The organism is Kitasatospora sp. NPDC034023, assembly GCF_055575795.1.
Window position 1 is genome coordinate 217090 of the sequence record NZ_JBVIRY010000002.1, and the last position, 14718, is coordinate 231807.

At 75.0% G+C, this 14718-nt stretch carries 14 protein-coding genes; 10 read left to right on the forward strand and 4 right to left on the reverse strand.

Annotated elements, in window-relative coordinates:
* Positions 1 to 9 precede the first annotated feature (9 nt).
* The 3 genes from ACZ52R_RS03845 (at position 10) to ACZ52R_RS03855 (ending at position 2219) form a co-directional block, all read left to right on the forward strand.
* The gene (locus ACZ52R_RS03845; protein WP_465623635.1) at positions 10 to 153 is read left to right on the forward strand and encodes a VenA family class IV lanthipeptide; all 144 of its coding nucleotides are present in this window, start codon (positions 10 to 12) and stop codon (positions 151 to 153) included.
* 149 nt (positions 154 to 302) lie between these two features.
* Complete coding sequence (locus ACZ52R_RS03850) at positions 303 to 1403, forward strand: ATP-binding cassette domain-containing protein (protein WP_465752645.1); 1101 nt, start codon at positions 303 to 305, stop codon at positions 1401 to 1403.
* A gap of 645 nt (positions 1404 to 2048) precedes the next feature.
* Positions 2049 to 2219 carry a hypothetical protein gene (locus tag ACZ52R_RS03855; protein WP_360492731.1) on the forward strand — a complete coding sequence of 57 codons (171 nt, stop codon included), beginning with the start codon at positions 2049 to 2051 and terminating at the stop codon, positions 2217 to 2219.
* A gap of 141 nt (positions 2220 to 2360) precedes the next feature.
* Here the strand turns inward: ACZ52R_RS03855 and ACZ52R_RS03860 are convergent, their stop codons facing one another.
* Positions 2361 to 3443, reverse strand: a complete 1083-nt coding sequence (locus ACZ52R_RS03860) for a Zn-dependent alcohol dehydrogenase (protein ID WP_465752647.1) — start codon at positions 3441 to 3443, stop codon at positions 2361 to 2363.
* A 287-nt stretch (positions 3444 to 3730) separates the two neighbouring features.
* On the opposite strand from ACZ52R_RS03860, the gene ACZ52R_RS03865 reads away from it, so the two are divergent.
* The 4 genes from ACZ52R_RS03865 to ACZ52R_RS03880 all read left to right on the forward strand — a co-directional run bounded on the left by ACZ52R_RS03865 (position 3731) and on the right by ACZ52R_RS03880 (position 8031).
* Positions 3731 to 4384 (forward strand): class I SAM-dependent methyltransferase, encoded by a 654-nt coding sequence (locus ACZ52R_RS03865; RefSeq protein WP_465623640.1) that lies wholly within the window; start codon positions 3731 to 3733, stop codon positions 4382 to 4384.
* Positions 4385 to 4593: 209 nt separating this feature from the next.
* The gene (locus ACZ52R_RS03870) at positions 4594 to 5877 is read left to right on the forward strand and encodes a hypothetical protein (protein WP_465752649.1); all 1284 of its coding nucleotides are present in this window, start codon (positions 4594 to 4596) and stop codon (positions 5875 to 5877) included.
* Positions 5878 to 5884: 7 nt separating this feature from the next.
* On the forward strand, positions 5885 to 6913 hold the full coding sequence (locus ACZ52R_RS03875) for an N-acetylmuramoyl-L-alanine amidase (RefSeq protein WP_465752651.1): 1029 nt from the start codon (positions 5885 to 5887) through the stop codon (positions 6911 to 6913).
* A gap of 215 nt (positions 6914 to 7128) precedes the next feature.
* Complete coding sequence (locus ACZ52R_RS03880; RefSeq protein WP_465623645.1) at positions 7129 to 8031, forward strand: hypothetical protein; 903 nt, start codon at positions 7129 to 7131, stop codon at positions 8029 to 8031.
* 98 nt (positions 8032 to 8129) lie between these two features.
* Here the strand turns inward: ACZ52R_RS03880 and ACZ52R_RS03885 are convergent, their stop codons facing one another.
* The 3 genes from ACZ52R_RS03885 to ACZ52R_RS03895 form a co-directional block, all read right to left on the reverse strand.
* Positions 8130 to 9191 carry a prenyltransferase/squalene oxidase repeat-containing protein gene (locus ACZ52R_RS03885; RefSeq protein WP_360492749.1) on the reverse strand — a complete coding sequence of 354 codons (1062 nt, stop codon included), beginning with the start codon at positions 9189 to 9191 and terminating at the stop codon, positions 8130 to 8132.
* On the reverse strand, positions 9188 to 9931 hold the full coding sequence (locus ACZ52R_RS03890; protein ID WP_465662809.1) for a class I SAM-dependent methyltransferase: 744 nt from the start codon (positions 9929 to 9931) through the stop codon (positions 9188 to 9190). The genes ACZ52R_RS03885 and ACZ52R_RS03890 overlap by 4 nt, the downstream gene beginning before the upstream one ends.
* Positions 9932 to 10085: 154 nt before the next feature.
* Entirely contained in the window at positions 10086 to 11396 is a 1311-nt protein-coding gene (locus tag ACZ52R_RS03895; protein ID WP_465752653.1) for a glycosyltransferase family 4 protein, read from the reverse strand.
* 290 nt (positions 11397 to 11686) lie between these two features.
* Between ACZ52R_RS03895 and ACZ52R_RS03900 the strand changes: the two genes are divergently transcribed.
* From ACZ52R_RS03900 to ACZ52R_RS03910, 3 genes are all read left to right on the forward strand, one after another.
* Complete coding sequence (locus ACZ52R_RS03900; protein ID WP_465752655.1) at positions 11687 to 12313, forward strand: TetR family transcriptional regulator; 627 nt, start codon at positions 11687 to 11689, stop codon at positions 12311 to 12313.
* A 359-nt stretch (positions 12314 to 12672) separates the two neighbouring features.
* Positions 12673 to 13926, forward strand: a complete 1254-nt coding sequence (locus tag ACZ52R_RS03905; RefSeq protein WP_465623651.1) for a prenyltransferase/squalene oxidase repeat-containing protein — start codon at positions 12673 to 12675, stop codon at positions 13924 to 13926.
* Positions 13926 to 14693 (forward strand): SCO2322 family protein, encoded by a 768-nt coding sequence (locus ACZ52R_RS03910; protein WP_465752656.1) that lies wholly within the window; start codon positions 13926 to 13928, stop codon positions 14691 to 14693. Before ACZ52R_RS03905 ends, ACZ52R_RS03910 begins: the two co-directional genes overlap by 1 nt.
* Positions 14694 to 14718: the final 25 nt, after the last annotated feature.

The window sequence follows — 14718 nt, forward strand, 5'->3', positions numbered from 1 at the left end:
GAACCGATCATGGAGAACATGGTGGACTTCGAGACCGACCTCGCGGCGCTGCAGGATCTGCCGGAGACCGAGTCCGTCGAGCTGACCGGCCACGGCAACGGCTGCCAGTACACCTGCCTCGTCCTGACCTGTCTGCTCTTCACCGTCAGCTGAGCCACCGGCTCGGCCGACCGCTGATCGGGCGGTAGTCACCGGGTGCCGTCCCTGCCTGTCCGGACAGGCGGGGACGGCACCCGTCTTCTCCTTCCCTCTGCGTTCCGACACGTCCCCGTACGTTCCGACTCTCCGACGGGAGCTCCCGGTTGCCCCGCCGCCCCACCGGGCTGCGCAGCATCCACGCGGCGGGCGCCCAACCGCGCGAGGCGGCACGGGTGTTGGCACCACTGCCGGAGCTTTCGATGGCCGGACACGCACTCTGGGCGGCGCAGCGGCGCACCGCCTGGCAGGCGACCCTGCTGATCGCCCTGGTCGAGGTCGCGGTGCTCACCACCGCCGGCGCCCTGCTCGCCGACGGCGCCCTCGCCCCCGGCGCGCTCGCCGCGGCGGCCGGCTGGGCGGCACTGGGCGCGGGACTGTTCGAGCAGGTCGAGGCGCTGGTCGGGGTCGCGCACGCGGGCGCCGGACGGGCCCGGGTGGACGAGGTGCTGGCGTTCACGCCCGCCTCCTCCGGTACGGCCGCACTCCCGGCGGGCGGCCCCGGGCAGGTCGAACTGCGGGGCGTGGTGGTGCGCGACGGCGACCGGGTGCTGCTCGGCCCGCTCGACCTCACCATCCCCGGCGGCCGTACGGTCGCCCTGGTCGGACGCTCCGGCTCCGGCAAGTCCCTGCTGGCCGCGCTGCCGGGCCGACTGCGCGACCCCGACGAGGGCACCGTACTGATCGACGGCGTCCCGGTCGGCGCGCTCGCGCCGAGCGAACTGCGGCACGCGGTCGGCTACGCCTTCGCCCGGCCCGCGCTGGTCGGCCGTACCGTCCGTGACGCGCTGGCCGGCGCGGGCCCGGCCGAGGCGGCGGCCGCCCGCGCGGACGGCTTCCTGCGGCGACTGCCGCACGGCTGGGACACCCCGCTCGACGAACTCCACCTCTCCGGCGGGGAGTTGCAGCTCCTCGACCTCGCCCGGCTGCTGGCCCGGCCGGCCCGGATCGTGATCCTGGACGACGCCACCTCGGGCCTGGACCTCGCCACCGAGTACCTGGCCACCGAAGCCCTCGACCGTGCCACCCACGGCCGCACCCGCCTGGTCGTCGCCCACCGAGCCGCCGTCGCCGCCCGCGCCGACCTCGTCGCCTGGCTCGACACCGGCCGGCTCCGCGCCCTGGCCCCCCACACCACCCTCCTCGCCCACCCCGACTACCGCGCCACCCTCGCCGACGCCGCCCTCCAGGCCGCTGCCACCGGATGACGGCCCGCGCAGGAAGTCGGCGGGGTCGACTTCCTGCGCAGCAGAGCCCTCCGCCGTCCGATCCCGCCCGCGCCCGAAGGGCGGCCACCCCTCACAGAAAGCCGGCCCAGCCGACCCCTCATGCAGCCCACACCACCGCCGACCGACGGCCCCGCTCCGCCGAACCGCGCAGGAAGTCGGCGGGGCCGACGTTCCGCGTTCGGCGCTGCGCCCGGGTGGGGCTTGCTGTTCCGGCAGTTGGCGGTCACCCGGGGGCCGCTGGTGCGGATGCTCGCGTGGTCCGGGGTGGAGGCGCTGCCGCCGCTGGTGTCCGGGTTGTTCGTCGCGGCCGCCGTCGACCAGGGGTTCCTGGCCGGGCGGCCTGGACGGCGGGCGGGGGTTGTCGGCCCGGCACGGCGATCTTCAGGTGCTGTCCCCGCTCTACCGCGAGCTGGTCGGTCACTGGCTCGGTTCCGGGCCCCGGACCAGGGCGGGTCTCGCGTCGTGATCTCGATAGGATCTCGCCCGTTCCGGCCGTTATGGTGGCCGGGCCGCGATCACCGGCTACGGGCGCGTACCGAGTGCCCGATCGGGGACCCGACCGCGCGCCACCGGCGTCGGCCGGGCGCCGATGACCAGCACCCTCCGCACGGAAGACGATTTCTCATGTCCGACACCCTCACCGACATCACCGGCCACGCGTTCAACGGGACCGACGCCGACGAGAAGACGGCCGGGGACTCCGCGCACGGCCGTCACCGCGGCCGCTCCGCCGCCGACGACAGCTCGGAGTCCGACCCGCACGGCCGCCACCGCGCGGCCGCGGCGCGGGGCTGATCCCACCCGCGTCACGCACCGGGCAGCACGCGACGCGCACCGGGCCCGCCGGGGGAGCAACGCTCCCCGGCGGGCCCTCGTCCGTCGGAGCATCAGTCCGTACGTCAGTCCATGCGTCAGGTCCGTGCGTCAGTCCCTGCGTCAGTCCATCGTCACGACGGTCCGCAGCGCCTCGCCGCTGCGCATCTGCGCGATCGCCTCGTTGACGTCCGCCAGGCCGACCCGGTGGGTGATCATGCCGTCGAGGTCGATCCGTCCGGCCCGCCAGAGGTCCACGACCAGCGCGATGGTGCGCCGGACCGTCGCCCCGCCGTAGAGCGAGGGCATCAGGCGCTTCTCGTTGAAGAACAGCTCGCCCATGGTGAACTGCGCGAGGTCGTCCTGGGCGCCCGCGCCGATGACGACCACCGCGCCGCCGCGCCGGGCCGCGTCGTAGCCGGCCCGGACGGTGGCCGCGCGGCCGACCGCCTCGAAGACGTAGTCGAAGCCGCCGCCCGGCAGCTTCTTGGCCACCGCCTTCAGCTCCTCGGGGGCGATCGCCTCGGTGGCGCCGAAGGAGAGGGCGCGCTCGCGGCGGGAGGCGACCGGGTCGACGACGGTGATCCGGCCGGCGCCGCAGACCCGGGCGCCCTGCACGGTGGCCACGCCGACGCCGCCCGCCCCGATCACCGCGACGGACGCGCCGGGCTCGACCTTGGCGGTGTTCACCGCCGCGCCTATGCCGGTCGTCACCCCGCAGCCGATCAGCGCGGCGACCTCGTACGGGAGGTCGGCGGGCACCTTGATGAGGGCGTCGGCGGAGACCACGACCTCGTCGGCGAAGGCACCGGTGCCGTAGAAGCCGGAGGCGATCAGGCCGCCTTCCTCGATCCGGAAGCCCGGGGCGCCGAGCCGGCGCAGGCTGGTGACGCAGAGGTGGCCGCGATCCTGCGCGCAGTGGTCACAGCGGCCGCAGGGGGCCATCCAGCAGAGCACCACGCGGTCGCCGACGGCGAGGCCGGTCACGCCCTCGCCGACCTCCAGCACGTCTCCGGCGCCCTCGTGCCCGGGGACGAACGGCGCGGGCTGCGGCAGGACGCCGCTCATCGCGGAGAGGTCGGAGTGACACAGGCTGGCGGCACGCATCCGGACCCGGACGCTGCCTTTTCTGAAGCCGACCGCGGTCACGTCCTCGCGGACGTCGAGGGTGTCCTGGCCGGTCTTGTGCAGGACGGCTGCGCGCATGGGGCTGCTCCCTGTGTGCATCGCGTGACGCGGAGTGGATCCTAGGACGGGGCCGATTCTGACATGGCCTCCGCAATATCAGGAGAACAGGTTTCAAAAGGGTGAGCAAAGAGCCGAAAGCCCGGGCTCGCCGTTTCCGACCCCGCCAAGGCCCGCGTCCAGGCCTGCGCCCAGGCCCGCGTCCGGGCCCACACCCAGGCCCGCGTCCGGGCCCGCCGACACCGCCACCGCTACCGTCCAGTAGGGTCCGACCACGTCCGTCCCCGTCCCGACCCGAGGAGCATCGCATGTCCGACCTGCTGCAGAGCGCCCGCCCGGCGCCCGAGGTGCTGGCGGCGTTCGAGGCGGCCACCGGGTTCATGCCGGTGGACGAGGGGCTCGCGCTGTACGCGGCGGCGGTGGCGGTGGCCCGCGACACCGGCCTGCCCGTGCTGGAGATCGGCACCTACTGCGGCCGCTCGGCGATCCTGCTGGCGGCGGCGGCCCGGGAGGCCGGGACGGTGGCGCTGACCGTGGACCACCACCGCGGCTCGGAGGAGCAGCAGCCCGGCTGGGAGTACCACGACCCGACCCTGGTCGACCCCGAGGTCGGGCTGATGGACACCCTGCCCCGGTTCCGCCGCGCCCTGCACGCCGCCGGGCTGGAGGAGCACGTGGTGGCGCTGGTCGGCCGCTCGCCGCGGATCGCCGCGCTCTGGGGGCGCCCGCTGGGCCTGGTGTTCATCGACGGCGGGCACACCGACGAGCACGCGACCGGTGACTACGAGGGCTGGGTGCCGCATCTGGCGCCGGAGGGCCTGCTGGTGGTGCACGACGTCTTCCCGGACCCGGCGGACGGCGGCCAGGCCCCGTACCGGGTGTACCTGCGGGCGCTCGCCGAGGGCTTCGAGGAGGTCTCGGTGACCGGTTCCCTGCGCGTCCTGCGCCGCTCCGCCCGCTGACCCGGGCCCCTCGACAGCCCGCAGACCCCCTCCAAACCCCCGCAGACCCCCGCACACCCCCCACAGCCCCCTCGGATCCCCCGAGCCGCCCCACGGCCCCGCACCGATGCTCTAACGTCGTGCCGGGGCTGTCCGGCGCGGATTCGAACGGTACGGTGGCCGCGCAGCACCAGGCAGAGCATCGGCGGACGGTGGGGGCCAGCAGCGACATGACGGACCAGCAGAACACCGCTCCGGCGGTCTGGGACCCGACGGCGCGCGGCGGTGCCGGCGGCTGGGTACGCGGCCCGCAGCGCCCTGCCGGCACCGAGCCCGCCCCCGAGGCCCCCGCGCCGGGCACCGCGTACACCGCCGCACCCACCACCCCGCACACCACCGCACCCACCGCACCGCAGCCGGCGGCGACGCCGCAGTCCCCCGCCGACCCCCGCCTCGACCGGGCCGACCGGGCCGTCCCGCCGCCCGTGCCCGGCGCCGTCGGCGACCAGGGCCCGCCGCTGGGCGCCCGCCCGTACCTGGCCACCGCGCCCGGCTACGACCCGCCGACCGCCCCGATCCCCCGCGCCGCCGCCGCGCAGCCCCCGGCCGTCCCTCCCGCGGCCTCGCCGTTCCCCTCCCACGCGACCGCGCAGCAGCAGCCCCCGCAGGGCTACGGCTACCCCCAGCCCCCCGCCGCCCCGCCGCAGCCCCCGTACGGCGCCCAGCCCGGCTACCCGGCCCCTCACGAGGCCGACTACCCGACCGCCTACCCGGACGACGACGGGGACCGCCCGGCCAACCGCAAGGCCCCGCTGCTGATCGGCTTCGCCCTGCTCCTGGTGCTGGCCATCGGCGGCGGCCTGCTGTTCGCCGCCCGGGGCAGCGACAAGGACGGCCAGGCCGCACCGGCCCCGACGGCCGCCCCCACGGCCGGCTCCGGCAATCCGCCGCCCGCCTCCGCGCCCACCGGCACGGACGCCGCGCCGAGCGGCGCCGCGAGCACCCCGGCCTCGCCGACCGCCGCGCCGTCCCCGACCGCGACCGGCGCCGGGCCCAACGCCCAGGCCCAGGCGCAGGCGCTGGACGGCCTGCTCAGCGAGGGCGAGAGCGCCAAGGCCCCGATCGGCAGCGCCGTCGCCAAGGTGATCAGCTGCCCGTCGAAGGCCGACATCGAGAGCGCGGCCCAGGTCTTCGACGGCGGCGCCAACCAGCGCACCGCCCTGCTGACCAAGCTCGGCAAGCTGACCCTCACGGACGTGCCGGGCGGCACGGACGCGCTGAACTCGCTGAAGTCCGCCTGGCAGTTGTCCGCCGACATCGACAAGGCGTACGCGACCTGGGCGCGCGCCGTCGCCGCCCAGGGCTGCTCCGGCAGGGCCCCGACCACCCAGGACAAGAAGCACGCGGACGAGCTCAACCCGCAGGCCACGCAGGCGAAGACGGACTTCATGACCAAGTGGAACCCGATCGCGATCAGCTACGGCCTGACCCCGCGAACCCAGGACAGGATCTGACCGACCCGTGACCGGCACCGCCCCCCGACCGCCCCGCCGTTCCACCCTGCTGCGCGTCACCACCGTGGTGGCCGCGGCCGTTCCGCTCTGCACGGCGGGCTGGCTGGGCTGGCAGGCCCTCGACCACTCCGGCCCGGCGGGCGCCACAGCCGCCGCCTCCGCCCCGGCCGACCCGGCCGACCCGCAGGGCACCGGCGCGCCGGCGGGCGCCGCCGACTCCGCCTCGGCGCCCCTCACCCCACCCGTGGCGCCGCCGCCGACCTCCGACGCCCCGACCCCCGACGCCCCGGCGGCCGACGCGCCCGCCGCGACGCCGTCGCAGCCGCCGGCCGCCGCGCCGACCGGCACCCCTGCCGAGGCGAACAGCCTCGCCGGTCGCACCGTCCTCCTCGACCCCGGTCACAACCCCGGCAACGTCGCACACTCCGCCGAGATCAACCGTCAGGTGGACATCGGCAACGCCCGCAAGGAGTGCGACACCACCGGGACCGAGACCAACGCCGGCTACACCGAGGCCGAGTACACCCTGGACGTCTCCCGCCGGGCCCGCGCGATCCTGACCGCCCGGGGCGCCAAGGTGGTGCTGGTGCAGGACGGCGACCGCCCCTGGGGCCCGTGCATCGACGAGCGCGCCCGGGCCGGCGCCGACGCGCACGCCGACGTCGCGGTCTCGGTGCACGGGGACGGCGGCCCGGCGAGCGGCAGCGGCTTCCACGTGATCATGCCCGCCAAGGTGGTGGCCGGGAAAGCGGACAACTCGTCGATCGTCGAACCCTCGCACCGGCTCGGCCTGCTGTTGCGCGACCACTTCCACACCGCGACCGGCGAGCCGTACGCCGACTACATCGCGAGCCAGGGCCTGGACACCCGCTCCGACCTGGGCGGCCTCAACCTGTCCACCGTCCCCAAGGTGTTCATCGAGTGCGGTAACATGCGCAACTCGACGGACGCGAAGCGGATGACGGACCCTCAGTGGCGCCAGCAGGCCGCCCAGGGTATCGCCGACGCGCTGACCGCGTTCCTGACGACTCAATAGAAGACTCGAAGTCCCAGTAGGGAAGTTGAGCCGCACACCCCGGCGGACGGTGCTCCGCCCGGCCCGCGTGGTTTGCAACGACTTCGCCCCATTCCCGGTCCCGCCGTGCACCGGCAGGACGGTTGGGCCTAGGCTTCTGGTCCGTTCGGGAGTTTCGGCCGGTCAGCCTGACCGCACGAACCACCGTCCACGACACGTCAACGAGGGGAACGTTAGTGAATCTGCGCGCTCTCACCAGGGGAGACGCCGCCGTCGCAGGCGCGGCCGTCCTGCTCTTCATCGCCTCCTTCCTGCCTTACTGGACCGTGAGCTGCGCCGGCCGGTACTGCGGACCCGACGCCTCGCAGAACGCGTGGAGCACGGAGCTGTTCCCCATCCTGCCCTCGATCTACCTGCTGGGCATCGCCGCCGCAGTGCTGATCCTGGTGCAGCGCTTCCAGGGCAAGGACGCGGCCAACCGTCAGGTGCTCGGCCTGCGGCTGGACCAGTGGGGCATCGCGTTCGCCGTCGCGGCGCTGTGGACCTCGATCTGGTCGCTCGGCGGCGGCCCGTCCGGCGGCAGCATCAGCCACGGCTTCGGCGCCTGGCTCGGCTTCATCGCGCTGATCGTGCTCGCCGGCGCGGCCGCGGCGAGCCCGCTGGTGCCCGCGCTGAAGGCCCCGCTGGTCTCCGACCGCCCGGCCGTCCCGTACCAGGGCGGCTACCCGGCCCCGGGCCAGCCCGGCCACCCGGGTGCGCCCGGTCAGCCCGGCCAGTACGGCTACCCGGCCCAGGGCCACGACCCGGCGTTCGGCGCCCAGGGCGGCTACGGCTTCCCGGCCGCCGGCCAGCCGCAGCCCGGTCAGCTCGGTCAGCCGCAGGACGCCGGCGTGCCGGCCCCGCAGCCGACCCCGGCCGCGCAGGCCGCCCCGGCGGCGGACTTCCAGCCGTTCTGGTTCGCCGTCCCGTCCCCGCGCCAGCTGGCCCCGAAGGACAACCCGGCCGGCGCCCCGATCGGCGAGGTCGTGCCCGGTACCTGGTACCTGGCCGTCGAGCAGCGCGGTGCCGCGCTGGTCGCGCAGCTGGCGGACGGCACCCAGGGTGTGCTGACCGACACCACGGGCCTCCAGCGCGGCTGACGTCCTCGGACGCGCATACGGAAGGGGCGGGACCGGTTCTCCGGTCCCGCCCCTTCCGTATGCGTGCGCTGAGCCGCGGCTTCCGTGCCTGCGTGCGCTCAGCAGCAGTCCTGGACCACCAGCCCGGCGGGCAGTTGGTCCCCGCCGAAGACCGCGACCGTCGCCGGGTCCCCGCCGAGCGCGGCCACCGCGAGCAGCAGCGCCCCGGCCGTCCAGGTGGTGCGCTCCTCCGGCCAGATTGCGTCGTCCTCGAACACGTACCCGGTCCAGTACGAGCCGTCCTCGTGCCGCAGGTGCTGCTGGATCCAGCGCAGGATGTCCACCGCGCGGTCGGACTGCCCGATCGCCCAGAGCGCGAGGGCCAGTTCGGCGCTCTCGCCGCCGGTCACCCAGGGGCGGTCGCTGACGCAGCGCACGCCGAGGCCGGGGACGACGAAGCGCTCCCAGTCCCGCTCGATCCGGGCCAGCGCCGCGTCGCCGCGCAGGCCGGTGCCGAGCACCGGGTAGTACCAGTCCATCGAGTAGCGGCCCTTGTCCAGGAACCGCTCCGGGTGGTGGGCGATGGCGTGCCGCAGCCGGCCGGCCGCGAGCTCCCAGTCGGGCTGCGGCTCCTCCAGGTAGTCGGCGATGGCCAGGCCGCAGCGCAGCGCGTGCAGGATGCTGGACGAGCCGGTGAGCAGCGCCTCGTCGGTGGCGGTGCCGTCGTCGTCGACCCGCCAGGCGATCGGGCCGCCGGGCAGCCGCAGCGAGACGATGAAGTCCAGGGCGCGCCGGACGACCGGCCAGATCCACTCCAGGAAGGCGTCGTCGCCGCTGCTGAGGTGGTGGTGCCAGACCCCGACCGCCACGTAGGCGCAGAAGTTGCTCTCCTTGGCCCGGTCGGTGACCACGCCGTCGGTGTAGGCGGCGTACCAGGAGCCGTCCGGGTTCTGGCTGGCGGCGAGCCAGCGGTAGGCGGCCTCGGCGGCGGCGTGCTCGCCGGCCGTGTCGAGGGCCATCGCGGCCTCGGTGTGGTCCCAGGGGTCCAGGTGGTGGCCGGCGAACCACGGTATGGCGCCGTCGGGGCGCTGCTCGGCGAGGATGCTGCGCACGGTGTCGGCGGCCTGCTCGGCGTCGAGCACCCCGTCCAGGAGCAGCACCTCGGGGACGGCGGCGGTCACGCCGTGCCGCCCGGGGTGCGGTTGGGCTTGGAGGCGTAAGCGACGAAGCTCTTGCCGATGACCGGGTTGAGCGCCCGCTCGGCGGCCTTGGTGAGGCTGCTGATGACCGGGGTGCCGACGATGTCCCAGACCAGCAGCTGGTGGTAGGCCTTGACCGGCAGCGCCTTGTCGTTGTTCACGCCGACCGCGCACTTGATCCACCAGTACGGCGAGTGCAGCGCGTGCGCGTGGTGGGTGCCGTACGGCTCCAGGCCGGCGTCCTTGAGCTTGCCGAGCAGCTCGTCGCCCCGGTAGATGCGGATGTGGCCGCCCTCGACCTCGTGGTACTCGTCGGACAGCGCCCAGCAGATCTTCTCGGGCAGCCAGCGCGGCACCGTGACGGCGAGCAGGCCGCCCGGCTTGAGGACGCGGAACATCTCGTTGAGCACACCCTTGTCGTCGGGGATGTGCTCCATCACCTCGGAGATGATGATCTTGTCGAAGTACTCGTCCTCGAACGGCAGCGCCAGCGCGTTGCCCTCCATCGCGACCGCCGACGCGCCCTCGGGAGCCTCACCGGCCTGCTCCATCGCCGCGAACCACTTCGTGACCTCGGCGATCTCCTCGGTGTTCTGGTCGAGGGCGATCACATTGGCGCCGCGGCGGTAGCACTCGAACGCGTGCCGGCCCCCGCCGCAGCCCAGGTCGAGCACCCGGTCGCCGGGGGCGAGCGGGAAGCGCGAGAAATCGACGGTCAGCACTGCAGGACTCCCATTCCTATTGCTACCAAGCGTCCTTGACGCTTCGTCATGCTTCATCACGCTCGGGCGGGCGACGCGCGCACCGCCTCGGGGCGGCGGCCCGGCTGGGTATCGGGCGGCCGCGCACCGCCGGGCTGGGCCAGGTACCGCCGAGCTAGGCCACGTACCGCCAGCCGGGCCCGGAGCGGGCCCGGGCGCCGACACCGGTGGCGATCGCCGCGCGGTAGGCCTCGGCGGTCAGCTCGGCGGCCCGCTCCCAGGTGAACCGGGCCAGCACCCGCTCGCGACCGGCCGCGCCCAACTCGGCGCGCAGCTCCGGGTCGTCCAGCAGTCGGCCGAGCGCGGCGGCCAGCGAGTCCGCCTCGCCCGGCGGCACGGCCAGGCAGGTCTCCCCGTCCGGTCCGGCGACCTCGGGGATCGCCCCGCCCGTGGTGGCGACCAGCGGGGTGCCGGTGGCCATCGCCTCCGCGGCGGGCAGCGAGAAGCCCTCGTACAGCGACGGGACGCAGGCCACCTCGGCCGAGCGGTACAGGTCGACCAGCTCGCCGTCGGTCAGGCCGCTGCGGAACTCGATGCACTCCTCCAGCCCGAAGCGGCGCACCGCCTCGGCCACCGGCCCGTCCTCCTTCTGCGGCTTGCCGACGACCACCAGGTGGGCGTCCCGCTCGGTACGGACCTTGGCGAGCGCCTCGACCAGGAAGACCAGGCCCTTCAGCGGCACGTCGGCGCTGGAGGTGGTGACGATCCGGCCAGGCACCTGCTCGACCGCGTCCGAGGGCGACCAGAGCCGGGTGTCGGCGCCGATCGGCACCACCGAGATCGCGCCGGGCGCGGCGCCCAGGTGCTCGGCGATCTCGCGCTGCGAGGTGCCGGAGACGGTGATCACGCGGTCCAGCCGGGCGGCGACCCGGCGCTGCATCCGGGTGAAGGCGTACCAGCGGCGCAGCGACAGCCGCTTGAGCCGGGTGCCGGCCGCGTCCAGCTCCAGCTGCCGGTCCACGGTGATCGGGTGGTGGATCGTGGTGACCAGCGGGAAGCCGTACCGGGCCAGACCCAGCAGGCCGTAGCCGAGGGTCTGGTTGTCGTGCACCACGTCGTAGCGGCCCTTGTGGGCGGCCAGGTACCGGCGGGCGCGCAGCGAGAAGGTCAGCGGCTCGGGGAAGCCGCCGGTGCGCATGGTGGCGAACTCCAGGGCGTCCACCAGGCCGCGGAACTCGCCGCGGGCGGGGGTGCGGAACGGGTCGTCGGCCCGGTAGAGGTCCAGGCTGGGCAGCTCCACCAGACGCACCGAACCGGGGCCCTCGACCTCGTCCAGCACCGGGTAGGGCTGGGCGCCAATCACGTCCACGTGGTGGCCGAGCCTGGCCAGCTCACGGGAGAGGTGCCGTACGTACACGCCCTGACCGCCGCAGAAGGGGTCCCCGCGGTACGACAGCAGGGCAATCCGCAGCGGCTGCGCGGTCATCCTGGGCCCTCATCTCTAGCTGCTATCTGTGCTGCCGGTCGCTAAAGTAGATCAGGTTTCAGTGGCTGGGGAACTCGTCGTCGACCACGTGAACAATGAGAGACCTCGAAGATACCGGCCCGTAGCTTTTCCTCAGGAGCCAGGGCTGGTGATTCCCGCCACGCCGACGCCCGCCGAACCCTGCCGATGACCCTGCCGACGAACCCTGCCGACGACCCTGCCGGCGCCCTTTGCCGAACTCTTGCCGACCAGTGGAGCACACCGCCACTCTCGCCCGCCCGGGAGCACCCTTGCCGCCGTCGACCGAGCACCTCACCCCGAGCCCCGTGGCGCCCCGGCCCGGTGAGCTGCCGCTGACCACCCGGCAGGCCGAGCGCCGCCGGCGGATCCTGCGGGCCGCCACCGCGCTGGCCGCCCGCGGCGGGTACGAGGCGGTGCAGATGCGGGAGGTCGCGGAGAGCGCGCAGGTCGCGCTGGGCACGCTGTACCGGTACTTCCCGTCCAAGGTGCACCTGCTGGTCGCGGTGATGCTGGAGCAGTTGCAAGGCCTGCACGAACACATCCGGCGGCACCCGCCGATCGAGGCGGAGCCCGCCCTGCGGGTCGCCGACACCCTCACCCGGGCCTTCCACGCGTTGCAGCGCGAGCCGCTGCTCGCCGAGGCGATGGTCCGGGCCCTGTCCTTCGCGGACCGCTCGGTCGGCGCCGAGGTGGACCAGGTCAGCGTGGCCACCGGACAGCTCATCCTGGACGCCATCGGCCAGTCCGGCCCGCCCAGCGAGAGCCAGCGCGCGGCGGTGCGGGTGATCGAGCACACCTGGCACTCGGCGCTCGTCGCCTGGCTCTCCGGACGCGCCTCGATCGCCGAGGTCCGGGCCGACCTGCACACCGCGGCCCGACTGCTCACTCTCCCGTGAACAGTCCCTGACCGCCCTGGGATCGCCCTTCGATCGCCCTTCAATCGCCCTTCAATCGCCCGGCCGTGAACGGCCCCCGACTGGAACCTGTTCCTGCCACGGAGGGGACACCCGGCGCGGCCCGGCGGCTAGAGTCGACGGGCAGCACAACTCCATCCCGCTCCTCCCCCGGGGAAAGCCGGTGCGAATCCGGCGCTGACCCCGCAACCGTGAGCCCGGTCCCCCTTGGTCACCGGACGAGTCGGAGCGCCCGGGGCGGGGCGAGCGGCCGGCCCGGACGCACGCGCCCGGCACCGTCGAGGACTACGGAACGGCCCCCGCCAGGGCCACCACCGCTCACCGAAAGGCACACCAGCACCATGCTCACCGCCGCCCGCCTGGGCGCCGCCGCCCTGTCCGCCGCGCTGCTCGCCGGCGTCGCCGCCGGACCGGCCCTGGCCGACAGCCCCTCGCCGACCCCGGTCGCCGTCCCCGACGGCCTGTACGGGAAGAGCGACCCGACGTACGACGGTGTGTGGCGGCAGTCGCTGGCGCTCACCGCGCTGACCACGGCCAAGGTCACCCCGGCCGACTCGGCGGTCGGCTGGCTCACCGGCCAGCAGTGCGAGGACGGCGGCTGGCCCTCCTACCGCGCGGCCGGCGCGGCCTGCGACCCCAAGACCGAGGACAGCAACGCCACCGCCGTCGCCATCCAGGCCCTCGTCGCCCTCGGCGGACACCAGCCGGCCGTCGACAAGGGCGTCGCCTGGCTCAAGGCCAACCAGAACGCCGACGGCAGCTGGGCCTACAACCCGGGCAGCCCGGGCGACGCCAACTCCACCGGACTCGCCGTCAACGCGCTGTTCGCCGCCCGGACCGACCCGGCGAGCGTCGCCAAGCCCGGCTCCGGTGCGGGGAAGAACGCGTTCGACGGCCTCGCCGCCTTCCAGCTCGGCTGCAGCGCCCCCGCCGACCAGCGCGGCGCCTTCGCCTACCAGCCGGACGCCGCCACCGGCGCCCTCGCCCCCAACGCCCTGGCCAGCGGCCAGGCCTCCCTCGCCGCCGCGGGCGGACACCTGCCGGTCGCCGGCTCGGTGCGCGCCGACACCGAGCCCAAGCCCCTCGCGTGCTCCGACGGCTCCGCGCCCGCCACCGTCCCGCACGCCGAGTCGGGCGAGGCCGCCGGCGCCTACCTCTCCGCCCAGCTCACGGCCGGCGGCAACCACCTCACCCTCACCACCCCGGGCGCCGCCCCGACCCCCGACTACACCGCGACCGCCTGGGCCGCCCTCGCCCTCATCCAGAGCGGCCACCCCGACCAGGCCTCCGACGCCGCCGACTGGCTCGAGCAGCAGGAAGCCACCTGGACCAAGAACGGCACCGACGCCGGCGCCACCGCCACCCTCCTCCTGGTCGCCCAGGCCGACCACCGCGCTACCTCCGACCTCACCGGCAAGCTCACCGCCCTCGGCCCCGCCCCCAAGGCCACCGCCGCCACCTCGGACGAGGCCACCCCGGCGAAGAAGAAGCACGACGGCATCGGTCAGTACTGGGTCATCGGCGTCGGCCTCCTCATCGGCCTCGGCGGCGGCCTCCTCCTCAGCCTCCAGCGCAAGCGCAACCCGAACCTCTGATGCGCCGCGCACCCCGCCGCCGCGCCGTCCGCCGCGCCGTCCGCGCCGCCCGTCCATCCGGGCGGGGCCTCGCCGCGCTGCTGCTGCCGCTGGTCGGGGCGCTGCCGGTGTTCGCCGGTGCCGCGCCCGCGGAGGCGGCGGGGTACCGGTACTGGTCGTTCTGGCGCGGCGCCGAGGGCGGAGGCTGGGCGTACCAGCAGCAGGGCCCGGCGATCGCGGTGCCGCCGGACGCCTCCGTGGACGGGTGGCGGTTCGCGGTGAGTCCGGACGGCGGGCAGGACGCCGCGAAGCCGCGCACGGCCGGGAGCTTCGCGGGCATCTGTGCGCAGACGCCCGCGCAGGAGGGGCGCAAGCGGGTGGCCGTCGTGCTGGACTTCGGGACCGCCGAGGACGTCGGATCACCTGCTGGATCGGGCACCGGATCAGCTGCCGGATCGGTGCCCGAGCCGCGCACGGTGTGCGCCAGTGTCGCGCCGCGCGCCACCTCCGCCGAAGTGCTGGCCGCCGTCGCTCCGCCGCTGCGGTACGACACCAACGGCCTGCTGTGCGCCATCGCCGGGTACCCGACGGCGGGCTGCGCCGACCAGGTCGGCGCGGCGGGCGCCGCGCAGCCGGGCAGCGGCGGCACGTCCGCCGGCCACGGCGGCGCCAGTGGCGGCGACAGCGACAGCGGCCCGGACATCGGGCTGATCGCCGGTGGCGTGCTGGTCGCCGGCCTCGTCGGCGACGCCGTCCGGCAGGCGCGCCGCCGCCGCCGTCAGTCCTGACCCGAGCCACCCCGCCAGGAAGACC

Bases quoted from the DNA above. Each gene is read 5' to 3' on its own strand.
- ACZ52R_RS03845 (WP_465623635.1), top strand. From the start codon at position 10: ATGGAGAACATGGTGGACTTCGAGACCGACCTCGCGGCGCTGCAGGAT.
- ACZ52R_RS03855 (WP_360492731.1), top strand. From the start codon at position 2,049: ATGTCCGACACCCTCACCGACATCACCGGCCACGCGTTCAACGGGACC.
- ACZ52R_RS03860 (WP_465752647.1), bottom strand. From the start codon at position 3,443: ATGCGCGCAGCCGTCCTGCACAAGACCGGCCAGGACACCCTCGACGTC.
- ACZ52R_RS03865 (WP_465623640.1), top strand. From the start codon at position 3,731: ATGTCCGACCTGCTGCAGAGCGCCCGCCCGGCGCCCGAGGTGCTGGCG.
- ACZ52R_RS03870 (WP_465752649.1), top strand. From the start codon at position 4,594: ATGACGGACCAGCAGAACACCGCTCCGGCGGTCTGGGACCCGACGGCG.
- ACZ52R_RS03895 (WP_465752653.1), bottom strand. From the start codon at position 11,396: ATGACCGCGCAGCCGCTGCGGATTGCCCTGCTGTCGTACCGCGGGGAC.
- ACZ52R_RS03905 (WP_465623651.1), top strand. From the start codon at position 12,673: ATGCTCACCGCCGCCCGCCTGGGCGCCGCCGCCCTGTCCGCCGCGCTG.
- ACZ52R_RS03910 (WP_465752656.1), top strand. From the start codon at position 13,926: ATGCGCCGCGCACCCCGCCGCCGCGCCGTCCGCCGCGCCGTCCGCGCC.